The sequence below is a fragment of the uncultured Ruminococcus sp. genome (assembly GCF_947301925.1).
Lineage (GTDB): Bacteria > Bacillota > Clostridia > Oscillospirales > Ruminococcaceae > Ruminococcus.
The window spans coordinates 38,174-60,210 of record NZ_CAMYUE010000007.1 but is presented as its reverse complement, the minus strand read 5'-3'; the positions used below and the strand labels follow the sequence as shown (position 1 = coordinate 60,210).

General features: G+C 53.2%; 20 protein-coding genes. 13 read left to right on the top strand and 7 right to left on the bottom strand.

Going from position 1 to position 22,037, the window contains the following annotated elements; translation table 11 throughout:
- The first annotated feature begins 1 nt into the window (after nucleotide 1).
- The 6 genes from rlmN to spoVM all read left to right on the top strand — a co-directional run bounded on the left by rlmN (nucleotide 2) and on the right by spoVM (nucleotide 5,810).
- Complete coding sequence (rlmN, locus tag Q0Y65_RS09715; protein ID WP_297959268.1) at nucleotides 2–1,060, top strand: 23S rRNA (adenine(2503)-C(2))-methyltransferase RlmN; 1,059 nt, start codon at nucleotides 2–4, stop codon at nucleotides 1,058–1,060.
- Nucleotides 1,057–1,782, top strand: coding sequence for a Stp1/IreP family PP2C-type Ser/Thr phosphatase (locus Q0Y65_RS09710; RefSeq protein ID WP_297959267.1), 726 nt, complete (start codon nucleotides 1,057–1,059; stop codon nucleotides 1,780–1,782). The genes rlmN and Q0Y65_RS09710 overlap by 4 nt, the downstream gene beginning before the upstream one ends.
- A gap of 16 nt (nucleotides 1,783–1,798) precedes the next feature.
- The gene (gene pknB / locus Q0Y65_RS09705; protein WP_297959266.1) at nucleotides 1,799–4,147 is read left to right on the top strand and encodes a Stk1 family PASTA domain-containing Ser/Thr kinase; all 2,349 of its coding nucleotides are present in this window, start codon (nucleotides 1,799–1,801) and stop codon (nucleotides 4,145–4,147) included.
- Complete coding sequence (rsgA, locus tag Q0Y65_RS09700) at nucleotides 4,147–5,022, top strand: ribosome small subunit-dependent GTPase A (RefSeq protein WP_297959265.1); 876 nt, start codon at nucleotides 4,147–4,149, stop codon at nucleotides 5,020–5,022. The genes pknB and rsgA overlap by 1 nt, the downstream gene beginning before the upstream one ends.
- Nucleotides 5,019–5,669, top strand: coding sequence for a thiamine diphosphokinase (locus tag Q0Y65_RS09695; RefSeq protein ID WP_297959263.1), 651 nt, complete (start codon nucleotides 5,019–5,021; stop codon nucleotides 5,667–5,669). The genes rsgA and Q0Y65_RS09695 overlap by 4 nt, the downstream gene beginning before the upstream one ends.
- Nucleotides 5,670–5,738: 69 nt before the next feature.
- Nucleotides 5,739–5,810: a stage V sporulation protein SpoVM gene (gene spoVM, locus Q0Y65_RS15780; protein WP_363293543.1), complete on the top strand. Its 72-nt coding sequence runs from the start codon at nucleotides 5,739–5,741 to the stop codon at nucleotides 5,808–5,810.
- Between the two features lie 39 nt (nucleotides 5,811–5,849).
- Here spoVM and Q0Y65_RS09690 read toward each other — a convergent pair whose 3' ends face one another.
- From Q0Y65_RS09690 to Q0Y65_RS09660, 7 genes are all read right to left on the bottom strand, one after another.
- On the bottom strand, nucleotides 5,850–7,040 hold the full coding sequence (locus Q0Y65_RS09690) for an ABC transporter permease (RefSeq protein WP_297959261.1): 1,191 nt from the start codon (nucleotides 7,038–7,040) through the stop codon (nucleotides 5,850–5,852).
- A 14-nt stretch (nucleotides 7,041–7,054) separates the two neighbouring features.
- Nucleotides 7,055–8,230, bottom strand: a complete 1,176-nt coding sequence (locus Q0Y65_RS09685; protein ID WP_297959259.1) for a transglutaminase domain-containing protein — start codon at nucleotides 8,228–8,230, stop codon at nucleotides 7,055–7,057.
- A gap of 27 nt (nucleotides 8,231–8,257) precedes the next feature.
- A complete protein-coding gene (locus Q0Y65_RS09680) occupies nucleotides 8,258–9,466 on the bottom strand; it encodes a dockerin type I domain-containing protein (RefSeq protein WP_297959257.1) in 1,209 nt (402 codons plus the stop codon).
- Between the two features lie 66 nt (nucleotides 9,467–9,532).
- A complete protein-coding gene (locus tag Q0Y65_RS09675; RefSeq protein WP_297959255.1) occupies nucleotides 9,533–10,810 on the bottom strand; it encodes an adenylosuccinate synthase in 1,278 nt (425 codons plus the stop codon).
- Nucleotides 10,811–11,005: 195 nt separating this feature from the next.
- A complete protein-coding gene (locus Q0Y65_RS09670; RefSeq protein WP_297959252.1) occupies nucleotides 11,006–11,860 on the bottom strand; it encodes a ComEC/Rec2 family competence protein in 855 nt (284 codons plus the stop codon).
- Between the two features lie 86 nt (nucleotides 11,861–11,946).
- Complete coding sequence (locus tag Q0Y65_RS09665) at nucleotides 11,947–12,564, bottom strand: hypothetical protein (RefSeq protein ID WP_297959250.1); 618 nt, start codon at nucleotides 12,562–12,564, stop codon at nucleotides 11,947–11,949.
- 33 nt (nucleotides 12,565–12,597) lie between these two features.
- On the bottom strand, nucleotides 12,598–13,197 hold the full coding sequence (locus Q0Y65_RS09660) for a hypothetical protein (protein ID WP_297959249.1): 600 nt from the start codon (nucleotides 13,195–13,197) through the stop codon (nucleotides 12,598–12,600).
- A 179-nt stretch (nucleotides 13,198–13,376) separates the two neighbouring features.
- Between Q0Y65_RS09660 and miaB the strand changes: the two genes are divergently transcribed.
- From miaB to mutL, 7 genes are all read left to right on the top strand, one after another.
- On the top strand, nucleotides 13,377–14,750 hold the full coding sequence (gene miaB / locus Q0Y65_RS09655; protein WP_297959247.1) for a tRNA (N6-isopentenyl adenosine(37)-C2)-methylthiotransferase MiaB: 1,374 nt from the start codon (nucleotides 13,377–13,379) through the stop codon (nucleotides 14,748–14,750).
- A 5-nt stretch (nucleotides 14,751–14,755) separates the two neighbouring features.
- On the top strand, nucleotides 14,756–15,523 hold the full coding sequence (locus tag Q0Y65_RS09650) for a hypothetical protein (protein ID WP_297959245.1): 768 nt from the start codon (nucleotides 14,756–14,758) through the stop codon (nucleotides 15,521–15,523).
- Between the two features lie 46 nt (nucleotides 15,524–15,569).
- Complete coding sequence (locus Q0Y65_RS09645; RefSeq protein WP_297959243.1) at nucleotides 15,570–15,977, top strand: YlbF family regulator; 408 nt, start codon at nucleotides 15,570–15,572, stop codon at nucleotides 15,975–15,977.
- Nucleotides 15,938–16,600 carry a hypothetical protein gene (locus Q0Y65_RS09640; protein ID WP_297959241.1) on the top strand — a complete coding sequence of 221 codons (663 nt, stop codon included), beginning with the start codon at nucleotides 15,938–15,940 and terminating at the stop codon, nucleotides 16,598–16,600. Before Q0Y65_RS09645 ends, Q0Y65_RS09640 begins: the two co-directional genes overlap by 40 nt.
- Nucleotides 16,601–16,643: 43 nt before the next feature.
- Nucleotides 16,644–19,262: a DNA mismatch repair protein MutS gene (gene mutS / locus Q0Y65_RS09635; protein WP_297959239.1), complete on the top strand. Its 2,619-nt coding sequence runs from the start codon at nucleotides 16,644–16,646 to the stop codon at nucleotides 19,260–19,262.
- A gap of 92 nt (nucleotides 19,263–19,354) precedes the next feature.
- On the top strand, nucleotides 19,355–19,975 hold the full coding sequence (locus Q0Y65_RS09630) for a hypothetical protein (RefSeq protein ID WP_297959237.1): 621 nt from the start codon (nucleotides 19,355–19,357) through the stop codon (nucleotides 19,973–19,975).
- A 28-nt stretch (nucleotides 19,976–20,003) separates the two neighbouring features.
- Complete coding sequence (gene mutL / locus Q0Y65_RS09625) at nucleotides 20,004–22,034, top strand: DNA mismatch repair endonuclease MutL (protein ID WP_297959235.1); 2,031 nt, start codon at nucleotides 20,004–20,006, stop codon at nucleotides 22,032–22,034.
- The last annotated feature ends 3 nt before the right edge of the window (nucleotides 22,035–22,037 follow it).

The window sequence follows — 22,037 nt, the reverse complement described above, 5'->3', positions numbered from 1 at the left end:
ATTGGAAAAAGTCGATATCCTCAGTCTTGATCTTGACGAACTCACGGAAGCTCTGACAGCTCTGGGCGAGAAGAAATTCCGCGCAAAGCAGATATTCCAGTGGCTTCATGTTAAAAGAGTCTTCGATTTTGATAAAATGACTGATATATCTGTCCAATTGCGCAGCGCTTTGAAAGAAAAATTTTGTATAAATGGACTATTTATACAGAAAAAGCTTGAATCTGCTATAGATAATACGGTAAAATATCTTTATAGGCTTTCTGACGGGAATTATGTCGAGACCGTCCTTATGGAGTACAATTACGGCTACAGCATATGCGTGTCCACACAGGTGGGCTGCAAAATGGGCTGTAACTTCTGTGCTTCCACCATAGCGGGCTACGTCAGGGACCTTGCAGCCTCGGAGATACTCATGCAGATCTACGAGGCCGAACGTGATTCGGGCAGGAAGGTCTCGGGAGTGGTGCTCATGGGCATCGGCGAGCCTCTCGACAATTTTGATAACGTGATGAAGTTCCTCACCCTGCTGTCCCATAAGGACGGCAATGATATGAGCCTCCGTCATGTGTCCCTCTCCACCTGCGGCATAGTGCCGCGGATCTACGAGCTGGCGGACAGAAAGTACCAGCTCACCCTTTCGGTGTCCCTCCACTGTGCGGACAACGAGGGCAGGAGCAGGATAATGCCTGTGAACAGGAAATATGATATCAGCAGCCTCATGGAGGCCTGCCGGTACTATATAGATAGGACGGGACGGCGCATAACCTTTGAGTACGCCGTTATCGACAACGTCAATTCATCGCCTGCGGACGCGGATAAGCTTGCAGCTCTCCTCCGCGGCATGAACTGCCATGTGAACCTTATCCCCGTCAATAAGGTCAGGGAACGAAATTATCGTACGGTCCGCTCGGGCGTCGCGGAGTTCGCGAAGCAGCTGGGCAGACGGGGGATAAACGCTACCGTCAGGAGAACTCTCGGCAGCGATATAGAAGCTGCCTGCGGCCAGCTCAGACGGGACGCAGCACAGCAAAGAAGTAAGAACGGGGGTGCGGATACTTGAGATTTCGCTACGGCACGGATATCGGTCTGAAGCGCGAGGAAAACCAGGACGCGGTCAGATGCGAATACTTCGGCCATAATGTACTTGCCGTCGTGTGCGACGGTATGGGAGGCGAACGCGCAGGAAAAGAAGCAGGCGAGCTCGCCGTAGAAGAATTCTTCCAGCGCTTTTCGGCTGATTACAAGGAAAGTCTCAGTGACGAAGAGATCCGCAAGCTCCTTATCTCCTCGATATCGGCGGCAAACTCGGTAATATACACAAGGGCAAGGTTCGATTTCAAGAACTTCGGTATGGGGACCACCTGTGTAGCCGCCTTCGTCAACAAGAAAACAGCCTTCATTGCCAACGTCGGTGACAGCAGAGCCTATCTGATAACCGATACGGGACTTGTAAAGATCACTACAGACCATAACGTCGCCTCGGTGCTCTATGAACAGGGCAAGATAACCGAGGAGGAAATGGAGGTACACCCTCAGAAGCATATGCTGGTACGGGCGGTAGGCGTCGAAAAGACGGTGCTTACGGATACCTTTATGCTGGACTATGAGGACAAGATCAGTCTGCTGCTTTGCTCGGACGGCCTTTCGGGCTATTGCAGCGACGATGAAATATACAGCGCCATACTTAATTCTGATTTTGATGGCGTTGCAGACGAACTTATTAAATTAGCGCTCCGAAAGGGCGGCCGCGATAATGTAACAGTCGCGGTAATTTCTGACTAACGCAGGAGGAAAGGAAATGGATAAGAATATTGGCAAGAAGCTCGACGGAAGATATGAGATCACCGAGCTTATCGGCGTCGGAGGCATGGCTGAAGTGTACAAGGGCGTCGATGTTATCGACAACAAAACGGTTGCCATTAAGATACTGAAAAAGGAATTCGCAGAGAACGAGGAGTTCCTGCGCCGCTTCAGGAACGAGTCCAAGGCAATAGCAGTTCTTTCCCATCCGAATATCGTAAAGATATACGATGTGGGCTTCTCCGAAAAGATACAGTATATCGTCATGGAGTACATCGACGGTATCACCCTGAAGGAGTACATCGAGGAGGAAAAGGTCCTCACATGGAAGGATACGGTACATTTCGTTATACAGATCCTCCGCGCACTCCAGCACGCACACGATAAGGGCATCGTTCACCGCGATATCAAGCCCCAGAACATAATGATGTTCACCGACGGCACTATCAAGGTCATGGACTTCGGTATTGCCAAGTTCGCCCGCGAGGAGGGCAAGACAGCTACCGATCAGGCCATCGGAAGCGTCCACTATATCAGCCCCGAGCAGGCAAGCGGCAACGTTACCGACGCAAAGAGCGATATCTACTCCGTGGGAGCTATGATGTATGAGATGCTCACGGGAAGAAAGCCCTTTGACAGCGATAACCCCGTTGCTATCGCAGTTATGCATATGCACGATATCCCCGAGCGTCCCAGAGCTATCAATCCCGATATCCCCGACGGACTTGAGGAGATAGTTCTCAGAGCCATGGAAAAGGCTCCCGAGGACAGATACCAGACCACAGCCGAGATGATAAGCGATATCGAAGCCTTCAAGGCCGATCCCCATATCACCTTCGGTTACTATACAGAGGACGACGAGGACGAGTCCGGCGAGATACTGGATCAGTCCGCAGGTACCGAGGTACAGTCCGAGAGCCGCCAGGAGGTGGCCAGCGCATACGCCGCAAAGGCTGCCGCAGCAGTGGGCGCAGGTGCGGGAGCTGCTGCAATGGCAGGGGGCGGAGCCTCCGCAGGAGCTGTTGCTCAGAGATACAACGACGCCTATCCCGAGGATTACGGCGATGATTACGATGAGGACGAAGATGAGGAAGAGGAGGAGCGTTCATCACTGGTAGTTCCTGTTCTTACCGCAGTAGTAGTCGTTGTTATCATCGTTGCGGTAATTTTCGTGGTAACTCTTCTCAGCGGACTCCTCAAGGGCGGCCTGAACAAGGGCGACAAGTCAATGCCCGACCTCTACGGCTGGGACTACAACCAGGCTGTAGCAGCATACGGAAGCACTATCAAGTTTGAGATCGAAGGCACAGAGTACAACGAGGCCGACGAGAATACTATCATTAAGCAGAGCATCGAGCCCGGCGACGTATTCAGCAAGGGCGACGTCTGCAAGGTAACTATCAGTAAGGGCATGGAGACCGTTGAGGTTCCCCGTGTCGTTGAACTGAATGTTGAGCTGGCAAAGGCTCAGCTCACCGAGCGCGGCATCGTGCCTGACATACGAAAACAGTCCGACGCCAATGTAAAACCCAATTACGTTATCAAGTCCGAGCCCGAGGAGGGCACAGAGGTCCACAAGGGCTCAACTGTAATCCTCTATGTAAGTATGGGCGCAAATGCAGAGCAGTTCGAGATGGAGGACTATGTGGGTCTTACTATCGACGACGCTATCATGAGAGCGGGCTATAAGAACCTGAAGGTAGAGACAGAGCCCATTCCTTCATATGAGAAGAAGGACAAGGTCGTTGAGCAGGAGCCTGCAAAGGGCACCAAGATCGAGGGCGGTTCTACTATCAAGCTCTACGTCAGCGACGGTACTATCCCCGACGGCAAGGTTGACATCAATATACCTCTCCCGTCAGACGCAAGCGGACGTTTCAGCATCGACTTCATCCTCACAGACGACAAGGGCAAGACAAAGGCAGAGTCCTCCGGACTTATCCTCTGTCCCGATATGGGAAGCCTTCCCATGACTCTTGACGGCTCGGGACAGAACGTATCCGTAAGAGCTCGTCTTACAAACCTCAGCACACAGGCAAACGCACTTCTCGGAACCTACACCTTCAACTTCGCAACAGGCAAGTACACCACCAATTCCGAGGATATCTACGGAGCATTCCAGGCAGTAGGCGGATTCCCGCAGCCTGAGACAGAGCCTCCGACGGAGGCGCCTCAGCCTACAGATCCTCCCGAGCAGCCGCCTGAGCAGCCTACAGCAAATCCTGACTGGCAGCCCGGTTACAACGGAGAGTATGACAGCAACGGAAACTGGGTATACTATAAACCCGGCGAAAACGGCAACTGGGAGACCAATGAAGACGGCTCCACTACTTGGCATTGGTTTTGATGACAGATAAGTACAGCGGAATAATAATAAAATGCTTAGGGGGACTCTACACAGTAGAGTCCCCTGACGGTATATGCGAGTGCAAGGCAAGAGGAGTTTTCCGCAACAGAGGCATAAGTCCCTGCGTGGGCGACAGCGTTGCCGTGGAGGACGGTGTCATCACGGAGATAGCTCCCCGCAGGAACTGTATCATAAGACCTCCTCTCGCCAACCTTGACCAGCTGATATTCATAGTCTCCACCTGCGAGCCTGCGCCCAATTACCTCATACTGGACAAGTTCATAGCTATCGCCGAGTACAAGGGCATAACCCCTGTGGTGGTCATTACCAAGACCGACCTTGGCGACAGCCGTCCCATTCATGAGATATACGGCGGCATAGGCATAGAGGTGGCAGAGGTAAGATATGAGGACGAGGCCTCGGTGGAGGCCGTGCGGAAGCTGCTCAGCGGCAGGATAAGCGCCTTTACGGGCAATTCGGGAGCAGGCAAATCCACCCTCCTCAACGCCGTTGACCCCTCCCTGAGTATAGCTACGGGAGAGATAAGCCGCAAGCTGGGCAGAGGAAGACACACTACCCGTCACGCGGAGCTGTACAAGCTCAGCGGCGGCGGTTACATAGCAGATACCCCCGGGTTCTCAACATTTGAGACCAACAGATACGACATTATCCGCAAGGAGGAACTGGCGGGCTGCTTCCGCGAGTTTGAGCCCTTTACGGGGGATTGCCGTTTCAGAGACTGCGCACACCTCTGCGAGAAGGGCTGCGCGGTAGTAGCTGCGGTGGAGCGGGGAGAGATATCCCGCAGCCGCCACGAGAGCTACAAAACTATGTATGAAGAAGCAAAACAGCTGAAGGAGTGGGAGCTGAAATGAACAGATGCGCTATATTTGCAGGCGGAGATATGCCCGACCTTGAGGAGTACAGGGACGCCGCCTTCTGGCAGAGATACAGTTATTACATATGCGCCGACTGCGGCTACAGGCACGCAATGAAGCTGGGTGTGATACCCGATATGATAGTGGGAGACTTCGACTCCTATGGCGAGGAGCTCCCCATAGGAGTTGAGGTGCTCCGCAGCGTCCCCGAAAAGGACGACACAGATACCCTCATGGCAGTCAAGAAGGCCATAGAGCTCGGCTATACCAACATCGACCTCTACGGAGCTCTCGGCGGAGACCGCGTGGAGCACAGCTTCGCCAATATCCAGACCATGATATACGCTCTCCAGCAGGGGTGCAGCCTTGAGATACAGGGCAGCAGCAGACTGCTGATTCAGGAGGCGGACGAGGGTGAGGTCACCTACAGGAAGCCAAAGGGCGGTATGTATATGTCGGTGTTCGCTCTTACCGAGAGCGTGGGCATAGAGTACCTCCGCGGCGTGAAATATCCCCTTGTGGACTACCGCATGGTGCAGTCCTTCCCCATAGGCGTCAGCAACGAGATAACCGATGCAGCAGCGGCTCTCCGCATCAAGGACGGCCTTGCACTGGTGATACTCACGCCCCAAAAGGAGAAGTAACAAAAACTCCTCTGATGAATATAATGGAGTATAACAGCATCAGAGGAGGGATACATATTGAAGATAGTTGTGATAAAGAGCCCGAAGTTCATTTCGGGACTTCTCAGAGCAATATTCAGGATAAAAAAGGAAGAAGAATAATAATAAGCCCCTGCGCGTACGCACAGGGGCTTATCTTTATCATGAATGTCTTGAATTGATATCCTTGTTCCTGTTGAAGAAGTTGCCGACGTGTTCGCTTCCCGACAGCAGGAAGAAGCACACGACCGTAAGTGCCAGAGTCGCGCCGTAGAGCACACAGGCCAGAGCTGTGCTGCCCTTGTGCTGAGGTATCATTGCTATTCCGGGGAATATCTGTACGATGCCGAACAGGAGCAGGGTGATCGAGGCGAGAGACTTGCAGGCGCCTACGCCTGTGAGGAGCAGTAGCGAGAACAGTGCAACTGCAAGAGCGATATAGATGGCGGAATTGCTGATGACGCCGCTGAATCCGTCAAGGCCGTTCTTGTATCCCAGACCAAGCTGTCCCGAATAGAGCAGGAAGAAGGTAACGGCTGCAATAACGCCGAGTATGCCGATGACGATGACCACCTTGAAGCCCTTTTTGGCGCTGGCCTGTCTTGCCTCCTCCTTCAGCTCAAGCATCATGCGGAGGCTCTCCTTCGCGTCCTTCTGTTCGGATACCAGCTGAGCGGCAACAGCCTTCTTGCCTGCCTCGGCCTTGGCTCTTTCAAGATCCTCGTCAACGTATCTTGCCTGATATCTGGGGAGCTCGGGTTCATCGTCAAGTATGGGAGCTGTAACGGGAGCCTCGGGCTGCTTAGGTTCCTCCTTCTTCGGGGGAGGAGTATAATTGTCCTCGTCCAGTACAGGTGCCTTTATCTCAACAGGGGGAGCAACTGCCCCCAGCTGAGCGCGGCGCATATCTATTATCTGCTGCTGCTTCTCGGGAGGGAGAGCTTCAAATCGCTCTTTCAGGTCGGGAGTGAGGCCGCCTATTATATCCTCGTCCGAGAGAACGGGCTTATCGTGGGTAAAGGGAGCGTTGTCCTCCAGCACGGGAGCCGATACGCCTGTAGGAGCGCCCTTCTTTGCACTGTCGGAGGTGTAGGGCACATTGTCATCGAGGACAGGCGCCGAAACTCCTGTGGGTGCGCCCTTTTTTGCAGAGCTCTGGGCAAAGCTGTCCATATCGTCCAGCACGGGAGCGGATACTCCTGTGGGACCTTCCTTCTTTGAGGAGGGAGCCACATACTCGAAATCATCGAGCACGGGAGCCGATACTCCTGTAGGTCCTGTTTTTTTCTGACCGTCGGGGATATAGTTTATCTCCTCGGGGAGACCGCCTGCGGGGTTATTTTCATCATACATAACAAACACCTCGTTCAGTGAGATTTTAGATAAGCAGCCAGAGTTATATCCCTGCCGCTTGAAGTCGCTGCGTAGTAGCCCAGCACCGTTGAAGCGTCCACCGCATTGACGCTGCCGTCGCGGTTGACGTCTGCGCCCGAGATCTGCACGGGAGTAAAGGAGGCAAGCCTGCTTCCGGAGGTACGGGCATATTCCATTAGAATAAGGGAAGCGTCGATGGCGTCGATACGGTCATCGCCGTTGATATTTCCGAGCTCACGCCCCGGTTCGGGGTACATGGTGGAGGAAACAGGGTACTTTGAGCTGAACTCCTCCGAGTTGTAATCCGGGAAGGAGAGACCGTTGTCATTCTGAGGGATATGCGTCAGTACGGAGATATCCGAGTCGAAGTCGGTGCTTCCTTTTAGGAAGTAGTAGTATGTTCTGCCGTTGAACTTCATATCCCAGGTGGGATCCATAAGATAGTACTTGTCGTCCAGTCTGACTATGAGCCATACATGATAGCCGTCAGGGTTTATGCCGCGGATATCGCGGGAGATGCCCGCTATGATACGGCAGCTTATGCCGCAGTCGTTGAAAAGCCTGTACAGCAGCTGAGTTACGCCCTGACATACGGCGTGATGATCGAAGACCGCATTGTACGCGGAGTAGACGTAGGGATCGTTGAGATCGTCGGAGTAGTTTACATTTTCGGCCACATACCTGTACAGCACGCTTACCTTTGCGAAGTCGGACAGCCCGTCCAGATCCAGCGAGCTGATGATGCCGTTTATCTCCTCGGTGAGCCGTGCTTCCTCCTCTGCGGTGGTATAGTAGTTCACCTCGTATTCGAGCCTGCACATACCGCCCGACGATCTTGCGGTGCATCTGAAGCTCTTTATGGCGAATCTGAGATAGTCGCCCTCGGTGCCGACGCCTGTTTCATCGCAGGCCTGATACATCATGCGGGAGCCCATCTCCTTCAGGGGATAGCCTTCGGTGGGAGCGTCTACCGTAAAGGAGGTATCGCGGTTTTTCAGGTGCCCGCGCATTGCTGCGGCAGCTTCGTCACGGCTTGCGGCAGTGTATTCCTGAGATACGGCGATGTCATCCACGGACGCTGTTGCTCCGTAGGCGGAGTATGGCGCATGAGCCGCCGAAAACAAGATCACTGCGGCAACTGCTGCTGACGTCAAAGCCTTTATTTTCATGGGATTACCTCCTTTCGGAAGTCAGTCTTATTGCTTTACAAAATCCTCTATGCTTTTTGGGGACTGTGTAGTGGAGACATAAGCGTAATAGGAGAGTATCAGCGAAGCGTCAACTGCGTCTGCATTTCCGCTTGCGTTTACGTCTGCGGCAGTCTTCTGACCTGCCGAGAATATTCCCTTTGTATCGGAGGAAGCGTTCCTTGCGTATTCCGCCAGAACAGACGAGGCGTCAACAGCGTCGATGGTGCCGTTGCCGTTCACATCGCCCATATCGAACTTCTTGTCATAGGAGTACATGGAGAAGCCGTTGGCGGCGGCGATATCCATTATAGATATGCCGAATATGGTCAGGTGCTCATGTGTGAACTCCGAACCGGCGCTGACATCGCTGTCGATATCCTCCATGCCCTTCAGGAAGAACTTGTATTCGCCGCTTTTCGAGCCCGACTTGTAGTCCCAGACGGGATCGAGAAGGTAATAGCTGCCGTCTATGGGTACGGCTGCAAGGTAGTGAGCCGTAAGGGGCGTATCCGAGTCGTAATTGGTATAGTAGAGCTCGCTGTCTATGTCAAGCTCTGCAAGAGCTCTTACAAAGAGCTGGATAATGCCCTTTTCATTGGCCTTGCGCTTTACGAGAGCAGAATAAGCGGAGCCAAGCTCCTTGGGATCGTCCTCGTCCACTATGGTTATGTTCTTCAGGTAGGGAACGAATTTCTCATAGACGTACTCAATTCTTTCCTTAACGGGCAGAGCCTTCAGCCTTTCTATCTCCTCGGAGCCCAGCAGGCGCTTTACGGAGTTGATGGTGGCGGAAAGGTCGTCCTCCTGATCCTCGGTGGTGATATACTTGGTGGTAAGCTCGATCACCAGTCCCTGTTCCGTGTAATGCACCCATGAGGAATTCTGGTAGAGACTGAGATAGAGGTATTTTCCTTCGGTGACGCGGCCTGTGGGATCGAAGAGCTCGCGGATCGTCATGCCGGAGTATCTTGACATCTCGTCCTCTGTGGCGTTGGGCATGAGGACTTTTATCTCCTCGTTCCTCAGCTGCATCTGCGTTCTGATGTAATTCAGCATCTCCTCGTCGGAGGTGAAGCTGGGCAGGTTCTCCGATGCCGTATCAGCAGCGGCAGCCGTGGGGATCAATGCCGTAAGGGCATTGTTTACAGGAGCGGCAGCAGCCAGTGCCAGCGAAGCGGAGAGGACAGCAGCCGTAAGCTTTGAAAAGGTCTTCATTATCGTTTCCCCCTTTGTAAAAACATATTGCAAGAACGGCCGCCGAAGCGGCCGGTCTGTTATTTCTTATCTTTCAAGGATCTGTGCTCTGTCGGGGCCTATGCCTACCATGCTTACATGGCAGCCAACAAGCTCCTCGAGGCGTGCGATGTAGCTCTTGCAGTTTGCAGGGAGCTCATCGAAGCTTGCGCACTTTGAGATGTCCTCGCTGAATCCGGGGAACTCCTCATAGATAGGCTCGCAGCCCTCAAGCTCCTCCAGTGTGGGCGGGAACTCCTTGATAACGCTGCCGTCGGGCTTCCTGTAAGCCACGCACATTTTAAGCGTATCTATATTTGCCAGAGTATCCAGCTTGTTTATAGCAAGGCTGTCAAGGCCGTTCACTCTTACGGAGTGACGTACTATAACAGCGTCGAACCAGCCTGTTCTTCTGGGTCTGCCTGTAGTGGTGCCGAACTCGCCGCCCACGTTTCTGATCTGATCACCTATGGCGTCATCCAGCTCTGTGGGGAAGGGGCCCTTGCCTACACGGGTGGTGTAAGCCTTGGCAACGCCGATGATATTTGTGATGACCTTGGGACCTACGCCTGTACCTACGCAAACGCCTGCGGAGAGGGGGTGCGATGAGGTAACATAGGGGTATGTACCGAAGTCGATATCAAGGAGGGTAGCCTGAGCGCCCTCGAACATTATTGTCTTGCCTGCCTTGTGAGCCTCAAAGGTGAGGACGGAAACGTCGTCCATGTAGGGGAGGAGCCTCTTTCCGTACTCTGTGTACTCCTTTGTAACAGCGTCAAGGTCGAAGGCCTCGCCGCCGTAAACCTTTGTGATTATCTCGTTCTTCAGCTTACCTGTGGACTGTATCTTTTCAGCCAGCACCTCGGGGTGAACAAGGTCGTACATACGGATTCCGCAGCGCTCGTACTTGTCCATATATGTGGGGCCGATACCTCTCTTTGTAGTACCGATGTCCTTGCCGCCGCGGAAAGCCTCCGAGAGACCGTCCAGTGCGATATGCCACGGCATAACGATCTGAGCGCGGGGATCAACCTTCAGGTGGCCAACTGTCTTTATGCCTCTTGCCTCCAGATTATCAAGCTCGCCGATGAAATCCTTGGGGTCAAGGACTACACCTGCACCGATAAGGTTGAGTGCGTTGGGGTAAAGGATACCCGAGGGCACCAGATGGAGCTTATAGACCTCGCCGTTGTTTACTACAGTGTGACCTGCGTTGTTTCCGCCCTGTGAACGTACTACAACATCTGCACGGGAAGCAAGGATATCGATTATCTTACCCTTTCCTTCGTCTCCCCACTGAGTTCCGACTACAATATTTGCAGGCATTTGTTTTCCTCTTTTCATAAATAATATTTGTGCGGGCAGCGCCTTTAACTGCCGAAAATGCACACTTACAATTCATTATATCACAAAACCTGCGGCAATGCAATACTTACAGCGTAAAAAAAGGCGGCCTTCTGCGAAAAAAGCCGCAGGAGAGCTTATGCTCCCCTGCGGCTGATGAGCTTTTCTGTCTGCGGACTATGAGACGCTGTCCTTTTCTGTTGTGAACTCGATGGTGCTGCCGTTGCTGACGGCGGTGATATTGCCGTTGAAGCAGGTGGCGTAGACGGGTATCTTCATGGAGGAAAGAGCGTCCTGTACCTTGCCGGAGAACTCGTTTGATGAGGTGCATACCACCGCGCTTTTGGGAGATGTTACCTTCAGGAAGTCCTTGAAATTATCCAGCTTTCTGCCGTGGTAGGGGACCTTCAGCAGAGTACACTGACCGATATCCATTATCTCGTCAAGGCGCTGCTCCATGGCGTCGCCAGTGAACAGCAGGGTGTTTTTGTGGTGTACCACCTTTGTGACCAGCGAGAAGTCGTTCTCGTCGTTTTCACCGTAGAAGGTCTCCTTCGGAGCGTACACCGTAAATTCCGCGTCGTCGAGGGTGAAGGTCATATCCTCCGTCATTCTTGTCCGCGGAACGCCTGTCTCCTCCAGCACCTTGCAGAACTTGTCGTATTCTTCAACCGTGCCGTCGTAATCGGGGGTGAGGACGTTCTTCACCTCCAGGGACTTCAGCACCTTGGGAGCGCCTCCCACATGATCCTTGTCGAAGTGGGTGATTATGAGGTAGTCGACAGAAGTCCTGCCGCTTTCCTCAAGGACATCGGCTATCTTCTTGCCGTCGCCCTTTTCGCCGCAGTCTATGACCACGGTGCCTGTTTCGGTCTGTATCACCATGGCGTCGGCCTTCCCCACATCGAGGAAGTCGACCCTGAGCTCCTTTGCGCCCTTCGGCGGTGCGTCCTTGCTGCTGCATGAGAATACGGACGAAAGAGCAAGGAACGGTATGATGACGGCTGCTGCGATTTTCTTTATATAAAGCATAGATAAGCTCCCCCTTTGATATCGTGTGTGAAACTATACTTTCACATACTACATTGTAGCCCTTATTGCTTAAAATAATCTTAAACCTATGCTTCGGAGCCCTTTGCCTTTACGAGTATGTAATAGTAGCCCCATGTGGCCTGTCCGTACTGACGTCTGCAATCGGATAGGAAGGCGCCGTCGGAGAACTCCTCGAAATCGTCGGAGCGCTTTCCTGCTATTACTTCATAGGCGGTCTCGTCGGGCTGACTGTCGCTAACGGAGCCGCTGATGACGCCGTAATGGTCCTTGCCATACATTTCCTCTACCCACTTGTTGCCCTCCATGGGATAGTGCTTTACGGCCATATACAGATCGCTGCCGTCCTGCTTTTTGAAGTGCATATGTATGGTGGCCTCGTTCTGCGGCTCGCCTTTGAATATCCACTGCTCGTAAATGCCGTCAACAAAGGTGAGCCCCTCGAACTGTGCGTACCATTCATTCTGATCTTCGCTGATGTTTTCGGGAGCTGTGAGTATCTCCTCCGCAGCTGCGTATACAGCCTTTTCCGCTCTTGTCAGAGCCGCTTTTTTATCTTCCTCCGACTGGCTTATATCGGAGTATCTCTCCTTGTAGGTAATGGCATATTCCGCCAGCATGAAAAGTCCCCAGGCTCCTGCGATGATGCCGATAATTATAAAAAACTTTGCTATCTTTTTTTTCATATCCGTTCCTTTCTGCGCATTGTGAGCCGCAGTTTATTCTCCCTTTACAAGTATGAGGTATTTGCCGTCTTTTTTGCCCTCACGGGACTGCTTGCAGTCCGAGAGATAGGCTCCCTCGGCGAATTTTTCGTAGTCAAACCCGTGGGTGTCCTTTCCGGTGACTATATCGTACATAATGGCTGTTGCTTCTGACAAGTCCGAATGCCCGTTGAAGGTGCTGTATATATCCTTGCCGTATGTCTCCTTCACATAGGGATCCAGCTCGGCGGACTCGTATTTTACCTCAAAATACATATCCTCGCCGTCAGGCTTTCTGAAATGCATACGGAGATAGGCATCATCATCGGGCTTTCCGTCAATGAGAAACTGCTCGTATATCCCGTCAACGAAAGACAGATCCCTGAACTGAGCATATATGCTGTCATCGTTTTGTGGTTCGTGTCCGCAGAACTCCTCCACAGCGCCGTGCATAGCCTTCTGAGCTCTTGTCAGGGTCGATTGCTTCTCCTCCTCCGACTGCGACAAGTCGGGAAAACGGCGTTCAAAAAGCTTTGCGTGCTCTGCCAGCATCAGTGCTCCCCATACGCAGAGCACCGCAGCAAATATAAGAAGTACTTTTTTTATTGTTTTCATGTTTTTTCTTCCTTTCGCTGAGTTTACACCAATAATACACCGCAGAAACGGAAAAGGTTTCATTTTTTTCCGAACTTTTTAAAAACTTGCTGCCGTGGGCTGCAAACACTTGAAAATTGCATATAAATATGGTATAATAATTTATTACAGGATTTTCATGGAAGGCGAGGTTCTGCGAATTGAGGGACAATACCGCAGCGATAAGCGAAATAAAGGCCATACTCGGCGATAATAAGCCAAAAGCCTACGTCAGGAGCTTCGGATGCCAGCTGAACACTTCTGACGGTGAAAAAATAAAGGGTCTGCTGAAAAAAATGGGCTATACCTTCACCGAGGACGAGCATGAGGCCGACCTCATAATGCTCAATACCTGCGCTGTCCGCGAGAACGCCGAGGACAGAGTGTTCGGCATAGTGGGCAGCATGAAGAAGCTGAAGGAACTGAAGCCTTCGCTCATCATCGGCATAGCAGGCTGCATGACGGCGCAGAGCCATATTGCCGGGAAGATAAAGAAATCATATCCGCAGGTGGATATAGTGCTGGGCACCTCAGCCATAAGCGCTCTCCCCGCACTTCTGCTGGAGGCGCTCCGCGGTGCGAAGTTCTCGGCGGATATCAGCGAATACGACGACTTTTCCGAGGCGGCAGAGCAGGTCCGCGAGAGCAGCTTCAAGGCCTCCGTGCCCATAATGTTCGGCTGCAACAACTTCTGCACCTACTGCATAGTGCCCTACGTCCGCGGACGTGAGCGCAGCCGCCGTCCCGGGGATATCATCTCCGAGGTAAGGCAGCTGGTCTCCGACGGCTACAAAGAGATAATGCTGCTGGGACAGAACGTCAACTCCTACGGCAACGATCTTGACGGTGAGATGAGCTTCCCGCAGCTCCTCCGTGAGCTCAACGCCATAGATGGGGATTTCTGGATACGCTTCATGTCCTCTCACCCCAAGGACGCCTCAAAGGAGCTTATTGACGCCGTATTCCGGTGCGAAAAGGTGGCAAAGCACCTGCATCTGCCCGTGCAGAGCGGCAGCAGCGAGGTGCTGCGGCGCATGAACCGCCGCTATACCATAGAGCAGTATCTGGAGATAGTGGAGGATATACGCAGCCGCGATCCGGATTTCTCACTGACCACCGACCTGATAGTGGGCTTCCCCGACGAGACCGATGAGGACTTCCGCGCTACCCTTGATGTGGTGAGAAAGGTGAAGTACGACAATATCTACTCATTCATCTACTCAAAGCGCTCGGGAACAAAGGCTGCGGAAATGCCCGACAGTACCTCCGAGGAGGAAAAGGGCAGGCGCATGAGGGAGCTTCTTGAGGTGCAGAGAGAGGTGTCCACAGAGCATTACAGGCGCTTCATCGGCAGGACCATGCGTGTCCTTGCGGACGATGTGTCGAAGAAGAAACAGGGCTGGCTGACGGGAAAGAGCAGCGAGTTCATAATAGTGGAATTTGAGGGTGACAGCTCTCTTATAGGACAGTTCGTTGACGTGGAGATAACAGGCGCAATGAACTGGGCAGTTACAGGAAAAATAAAGGAAGGATAAGAACTATGAAAAAGATCATCGCATTATCATGCCTGACAGCAGTCCTGCTTGCAGGCTGCGGAAAGCCTCAGGGCGATTCGTCATCAAAGACAGAGAACACCACCGCACAGACCACGGCTGCCGATACTACCGCTGAGGACACTACGGCAGCGGACACCACGGCAGAGGATACCACCGCCGGGATCACAGACGCCGAGACCACCACTCATGAGGCAGATGTGCCCGCAGGAGGCCTTATGGATATGTATCCTGCCATATATCAGAGCTTTATAAAGTCTGAGTTTGAAAGAGTAGCATCGGAAAACGACGGCCTTGCAAGCATTGAATTTGCTTTCCGCGACGTTGACGCAAACGGCATTCCCGAGCTTATATTCAAGCGCGGCACCTGTGAGGCGGACTATGCATCGAATGTATTCACTCTCGACAGCGAGGGCGAAATAAAGGATCTGGGACTTGTGGGCGGAGGTCACTCAAGCTTCTGCTATGACGAGAATACAGGCGACTTTGTTCTGCTGTGGGGCCATATGGGCGCAGGAAGCCTTGAGTATTACGCATGGAAAAACGGCGCCCTGGAGCTTGCGGACACCTATAGCTTTGAGATAAACGAACAGACCCCGTCCTTTGAGGATGTCCTCACGGAAAAGGGTGTAAGGCGCATGGATTTCGTGTCTGCTTATCAGGCTGATTACAGCAGCGGCATCAAGTCCTATTTCTATCACGCCGACGGCACCACAGACGAGTTCGACGGACTCTACCTGGATTACATGGGCTGATGATACGCCCCGGAAACAAAAACTATAATTAAGGAGAATTTTTGAAATGGATATAATGGAAATGACAAGAGAGCTTGGAAAGGCACTTCAGCAGGACGACAGATACACGGCGTATATGCTGGCAAAGCAGGCAAACGACAACGATCAGGAGCTTCAGGAGGACATCGCCCGCTTTGAGGATCTCCGTATCAATCTGGGTACTGCAATGAGCGCCGAGGATCCCGACTCCGACAACATCAAGGAGCTGGATACCGAGCTGAAGGCAGTATACAAGAAGGTAATGAGCAATCCCCGTATGATGGTGTTCTCCGGAGCACAGCAGGCTCTTGAGAAGCTTGTTTCCAATATGCAGCAGATAATCAGTATGTGCGCAAACGGCGAGGACCCCGAAACCTGTCAGATACCCGAGGCAGGTTGTACGGGAAGCTGCGCTTCCTGCGGCGGCTGCCACTGACGGATATGGATATCAACGACAACAGCAAAAAGATCTTTGAGAGAATAGTTCGGGTAAACAGTGTGATAAACGGCTGCTATGCGGGAGAGCCGCCATATTCCTTTGCAGTAAAGCATTCGGCGGACGATGTGAAACAGACAAGGCAGTCGGCATATCTTATGATGGTATGTGCGGTGCCAATGATGCTGCGCGGTATAATACGCTCATCATTTCATATGCGCATGGCGGGTATTGTGCTGGCGATCATAGCCATTGTGACAGGCATAATCAGCCTGATAGCTGCTTCAAATATGGAGAAGAAGTCCGTAGCCGTCGTGGAGGGCGACTATATAACCATAAAGGGCAGGCCATATCATCACAGTGAGATAAGCGAGCTTAAAAAGGGCTCGCTGAACTGCCTTCTCATAATGTCGGAAGGCAAGAAAATAGCCTCCGTGGGCAAGAGCTGGGACGGTTGTCTGGAACTGGTGCAGTGGGCGCAGTACCGCGGCATTGCCATAAACGACGATAGCAGTGTCAACGTTGATGAGCTCCAGAAGAAGCAAGGGACCCTTGTTGCTGTGGTCGTTCTGGGCTGTCTGGTAGTGGTGACACTTTTGATCATACTGCCGAAGCTGCTGTGACCTGACAGCAGATATATGTATTTGAGATAAAGGAGCAAAGCCAATGGAAATCGACAGAAGTAAGATATCCCCCATGATGCAGCAGTACTTCGAGGTCAAGGACAAGTATACCGACTGTGTGCTGTTCTTCCGTCTCGGTGATTTTTACGAGATGTTCTTCGATGACGCAGTAGTGGTCTCAAAGGCGTTGGAGCTGACACTTACAGGCAGGGACTGCGGACTGGAGGAGAGGGCTCCCATGTGCGGAGTGCCCTATCATGCGGCGGATATGTATATAAAGAGGCTTATAGACATGGGCTTCAAGGTTGCTGTCTGCGAGCAGCTCACCGATCCTGCCGAGACCAAGGGCATAGTTGTACGTGATGTTATCCGTGTGGTAACGCCCGGTACGCTGACAGAGAGCAGTATGCTTGACGACGGCAGCAACAACTATATATGCAGCATATGCTACGACGAGGAGAACAGGACCTGCGGAGTGGCCTCCGCCGATCTTTCAACGGGCGAGGCAGCACTGAGCCTTTTCGAAGGCAAGGATCTTGAGGCAGGCGTTATAAACGAGCTGTCACGCTGTCAGCCTGCGGAGATAATCTTTCCCCAGAGCTTCCTGTCCCTTAAAAACGCCGCGGAGTTCGTGAAGGTACGCCTTTCCTGCGCGGTGACTCTCCGTGATACCATCTGCTTCACACCCTCCGAGCGCAGGGACGTTGTGGCAGGAGTATTCGGCGTGAAGTCAGTAAAAGAGCTGGGCATCAGCGAGGACGGCGCCGACTGCGGAGCGGTATGCGGCCTTTTCGACTATATCAACGATACACAGAAGACCTCGGTATCGAGGTTTACTTCAATAAAGCTGCTCAACGGAGACGCCTTCATGGGGCTCGACCTCAACGCAAGGCGCAACCTTGAGCTTACGGAGACTCTCCGCAGCAAGGAGAAAAAGGGCTCTCTGTTGTGGGTGTTGGACTCCACAAAGACCTCAATGGGACGCAGACTTCTGAGAAACTGGATAGAGCAGCCCCTGAAAAGTCCCGCAAGGATAATCGAGCGTCTTGACGCGGTGGAGTCTCTCTACCGCAAGAGCGTGGTGCTTGCAGACCTCACCGACCTTCTGGACAGGGTATACGACCTTGAGCGTCTTATGACCAAGGTCATGTACAAGAGCGCAAATCCCCGCGACCTGAAGTCACTTTCCGCAACGGCGCAGCAGCTCCCTCTCATAAAACAGGAGCTTGCAAAGCTGACGGATTCAAAGCTGCTTACAAGGTACAACGACGAGATATCCACTCTTGACGAGCTGGTGAACCTTGTTGAGAACGCCATCATGGACGAGCCTCCCATATCCGTAAAGGACGGCGGCGTCATCAAGGAGGGCTTCAATAAGGAGCTGGACGAGCTCCGCCATATCATGAACAACGGCAGGAGCATCATTGACGGGATAGAGCAGCGCGAGAAGGAAGCCACTGGCATCAAGAACCTGAAGATAGGCTTCAACCGCGTGTTCGGCTACTATCTTGAGGTGACACGTTCATACTACGATCTTATACCCGAGGGCTGGATAAGAAAGCAGACCCTTGCCAACGCCGAGCGCTTCATCACCGAGGAGCTGAAAAACGCCGAGAACGCCATACTTGGCGCAAAGGACAAGGCTCTCAGCCTTGAAGCGGATATATTCGCTGAGGTGCGCGATTTCCTTGCCACAAAGCTTGAAGCCGTACAGAAAACGGCCTCGGCAGTTGCATCGGTGGATGTGCTGTGCTCCTTTGCGGAGGTAGCTCTGCGCAATCAGTATGTCAAGCCGGATATATCCATTGACGGAGCCATAGACATCAAGGCAGGCCGACACCCGGTTGTGGAGCTCATGCTCACAGACGAGATGTTCGTGCCGAACGATCTGTATATCGACAACCGCGCCGACCGTATGTCCATAATCACAGGACCGAATATGTCGGGTAAATCCACATATATGCGTCAGGCGGCGCTCATAGTCCTCATGGCACAGATCGGCAGCTTCGTGCCCGCGGATTCCGCAAAGATATCCGTTGTTGACAAGATATTTACCCGTGTGGGAGCCTCGGACGACCTGACCGCAGGCCAGTCCACCTTTATGGTGGAGATGAGCGAGGTCTCCGACATACTGAAAAATGCCACAAAGGACAGCCTTGTCATACTGGACGAGGTGGGAAGGGGAACCTCCACCTTTGACGGCGTCAGCATAGCCCGTGCGGTGGCAGAGTACATATGCAATTCCAGGAAGCTGGGCTGCAAGACCCTCTTTGCCACGCATTATCACGAGCTAATCGGCCTTGAGAACGAGCTGGAGGGCGTGAAGAACTACAGCATAGCCGTAAACAAGCACGGCGGCACCATACGCTTCCTGCGAAAGATAGTCCGCGGCGGCGTTGACGAGAGCTACGGCGTGGACGTTGCCAAGCTGGCAGGTCTGCCCTCAAAGGTAGTGGCAAGGGCTAAGGAGCTGCTGGAGGAAATGGAGCGCCAGCACGCTGCGGAGAGACCTGCGGCAGTCCGCGAGGAGTCGGGGCAGATAAGCTTCGGCAGTCTCGGGCGTGAGGCGGCTCTGGAAATGCTGGAAAAGACCAATGTGGACGAGCTCAGCGACAGCGAGTGCCGCGAGCTGCTGAAGGATATGCTGAAAGCAATTCAGTAGGGAACGGCGCCCCGAAGCCAAGAAAGGAAGGATATTATCCGCCCGCAAATAAATAATCATGCATTATGAATTAATATACTGAGGTGAACAAAATGCCCGCATACTTTTCGATCATAATGGAATTCAGCCGCTATGAGCTGGATTATGACAATATGAAGGAGCTTACCGCTTATATCAGGCACGCGGGGCTGGAGTTCAGGAAGGGCGCATACAGCGCCGCGAACGACAGCCTCGAGGAGATAATGGAGTGGAACCAGAAGAAGCTGGAGGCGGATTTCGTCCTCGGCGACAGCGAGAGCAGCGAGAACGACTACAAGCAGATGATATTCGGCTGTGATGAATTCCCCGAGATACGCTGCTTCATAAGCAATAACTATCCCGCGGACAACGAGTACAGCTTCACCCTTCTGATACCCCAGGAGGACGTCCATATCGAGGACCATACCTACAAAAAGGAGGCCGTGGAGAAGCTGAAGTCCATTGCGGGGAAGCTGTGGATACTTCCCAAGGCAAGGACTGTCCAGACGGAGCTGGAGCTCTGCGGGGAAATGGTGACGGAGCAGGAGATAAAGGACGGAGCTCTGCCCTCTGCCTGTCCATTCGCCATCGTATCGGAAAAGCAGTTCGGACGCATGGACACAGCAAAATTCACCGCCGAGCATATCGAATACGGCGGAGTTATACTCACTCCCCAATGGGTGAAGCTGGTCTGAGCTGCGCTGACAGGAAAGGAAGAAAGCAATGCCCCCTATCAATGTCCTCAGCAAGGAAATATCAGAGCTCATAGCCGCAGGCGAGGTCATAGAACGCCCCTCGTCGGTCATTAAGGAGCTGGTGGAGAATTCCATCGACTCGGGCGCTAAACACATCACCGTGGAGATAAAGAACGGCGGCGCCACATATATGCGCGTCACGGACGACGGCTGCGGAATGTCCTTCGGCGACGTTCCCAAGGCCTTTCTGCGCCATGCCACCAGCAAGATAAGCGCCAAGGAGGATCTGGACAATATCCTCACCCTGGGCTTCCGCGGAGAAGCTCTTGCCTCTGTGGCGGCAGTTGCCCGTGTGGAGATAATGACCAAGCAGCGCCAGGAGCTTTTCGGCACAATGTACACCATAGAGGGCAGCGTGGAGAAGTCACATGAGGAGAGCGGCTGCCCCGACGGCACCACCGTGATCATCCGCGACCTGTTCTTCAACGTGCCTGCACGCCGCAAGTTCATGAAGAAGGACGTGACGGAGGGAAATGCGGTGAGCAGCATTCTCCAGAAGATAACCATGTCCCACCCCGATATAGCCTTCCGCTTTATCCGCGACAACCGCACGGAGTTCAATTCCAGCGGCGACGGAGAGCTTTTCTCGGCTGTGTATGCGGTGTACGGACGTGACTTTGCCCGCGACCTCATACCCGTGGACTACGAATACGAGGGAGTAAAGGTAAGCGGCTACGTCATAAAGCCGCTGTACTCCAGGAACAACCGCGCCTTCCAGAACTTCTTCGTGAACGGCAGATATGTCCGTTCAAGGCTTTGCTCGGCAGCTCTGGAAAACGCCTACACCAACATGATAATGACGGGGAAGTTCCCTGCCTGCGTGCTTCTCATAGACCTGGCTCCCAGCGCCATGGACGTGAATATCCACCCCACCAAGGCGGAGGTGCGCTTCACCAACGAGAAATCCGTTTCCGACGCAATTTATTTCGCGGTGAAGAACGCCATGATGAAGGACGGTCTCATATACGAATTCGAGCTGAAGCCCCATGCGGACTGGACGAAGGCTGCTCCGGAGCAGGAGGAGCTGAAGCAGCAGGAATTCCTGTTCACTCCCGTTGACAAGATAGAGGAGGCGGAGCGGAAGCTTGCGGAGGCTCCCGTGGCTGCGCATGAACCTCCGCAGGCTGCGTTCACAGCTCCGAAGCCGGTGATCGGCGAAGCTCCCGCAACTGTGGATATCACCGCAAGTCCCGCCTATGATGAGCCCGTACAGACTGCGGCTCCCGTATATGAAAGAGAAGCGGAGACAGCTCCCGTGACGGAGACTGCTCCAGAGCCCGTAAAAGCTCCCGAACCTGTAGTACAGGAGACCGAGCCGCCGAAGCCTGTGGAGGGCTTCAGCTATATCACACAGCAGGCGTTCACCGCAGCGCCCGTGCAGAAGCCTGCGGAGCCCGAGCCTGCCGCGGAGTCCGTATGGACGGAAAAGCCGAAGATTCGCGTGATCGGCGAGGCCTTCGGGCTCTATGTCATCGCCGAGGTGGACGACGACACCATGATAATGATAGACAAGCACGCCGCCCATGAGAGGATAATATTCGAGCGGCTGAAAAGCCGCAACTGCCGACAGTACAGCCAGCAGCTCCTTACGGGAGTTCGCGTGCTGCTTACAGGGGACGAGATAAGCGCCCTTGAAGCAAATCAGGAGCTCCTTGCCGACTTGGGCTTTGCCTTTGACTTCTCGGAGAAGCCCTGCGTTGTGGCAACGGCAGTTCCCACCTTCATAATGGAGCTTGACATGGAGGACATAATCTCGGAGATAGCCAACAATCTCCGTATGTACAGCCATGATCCCCAGTCTCATATGCTGGACGATATGCTCCACACAGTTGCCTGCAAATCGGCCATAAAGGGCAACGACAAGAACGACATAGCGGAGCTGCAATCCCTTGCGGAGCAGGTCTACTTCGACGAGAGGATACGCCACTGTCCTCACGGCAGACCTGTTATGTTCACCATGACCAAGAGCAATATATCCCATCAGTTCAAAAGAACGTAAGGA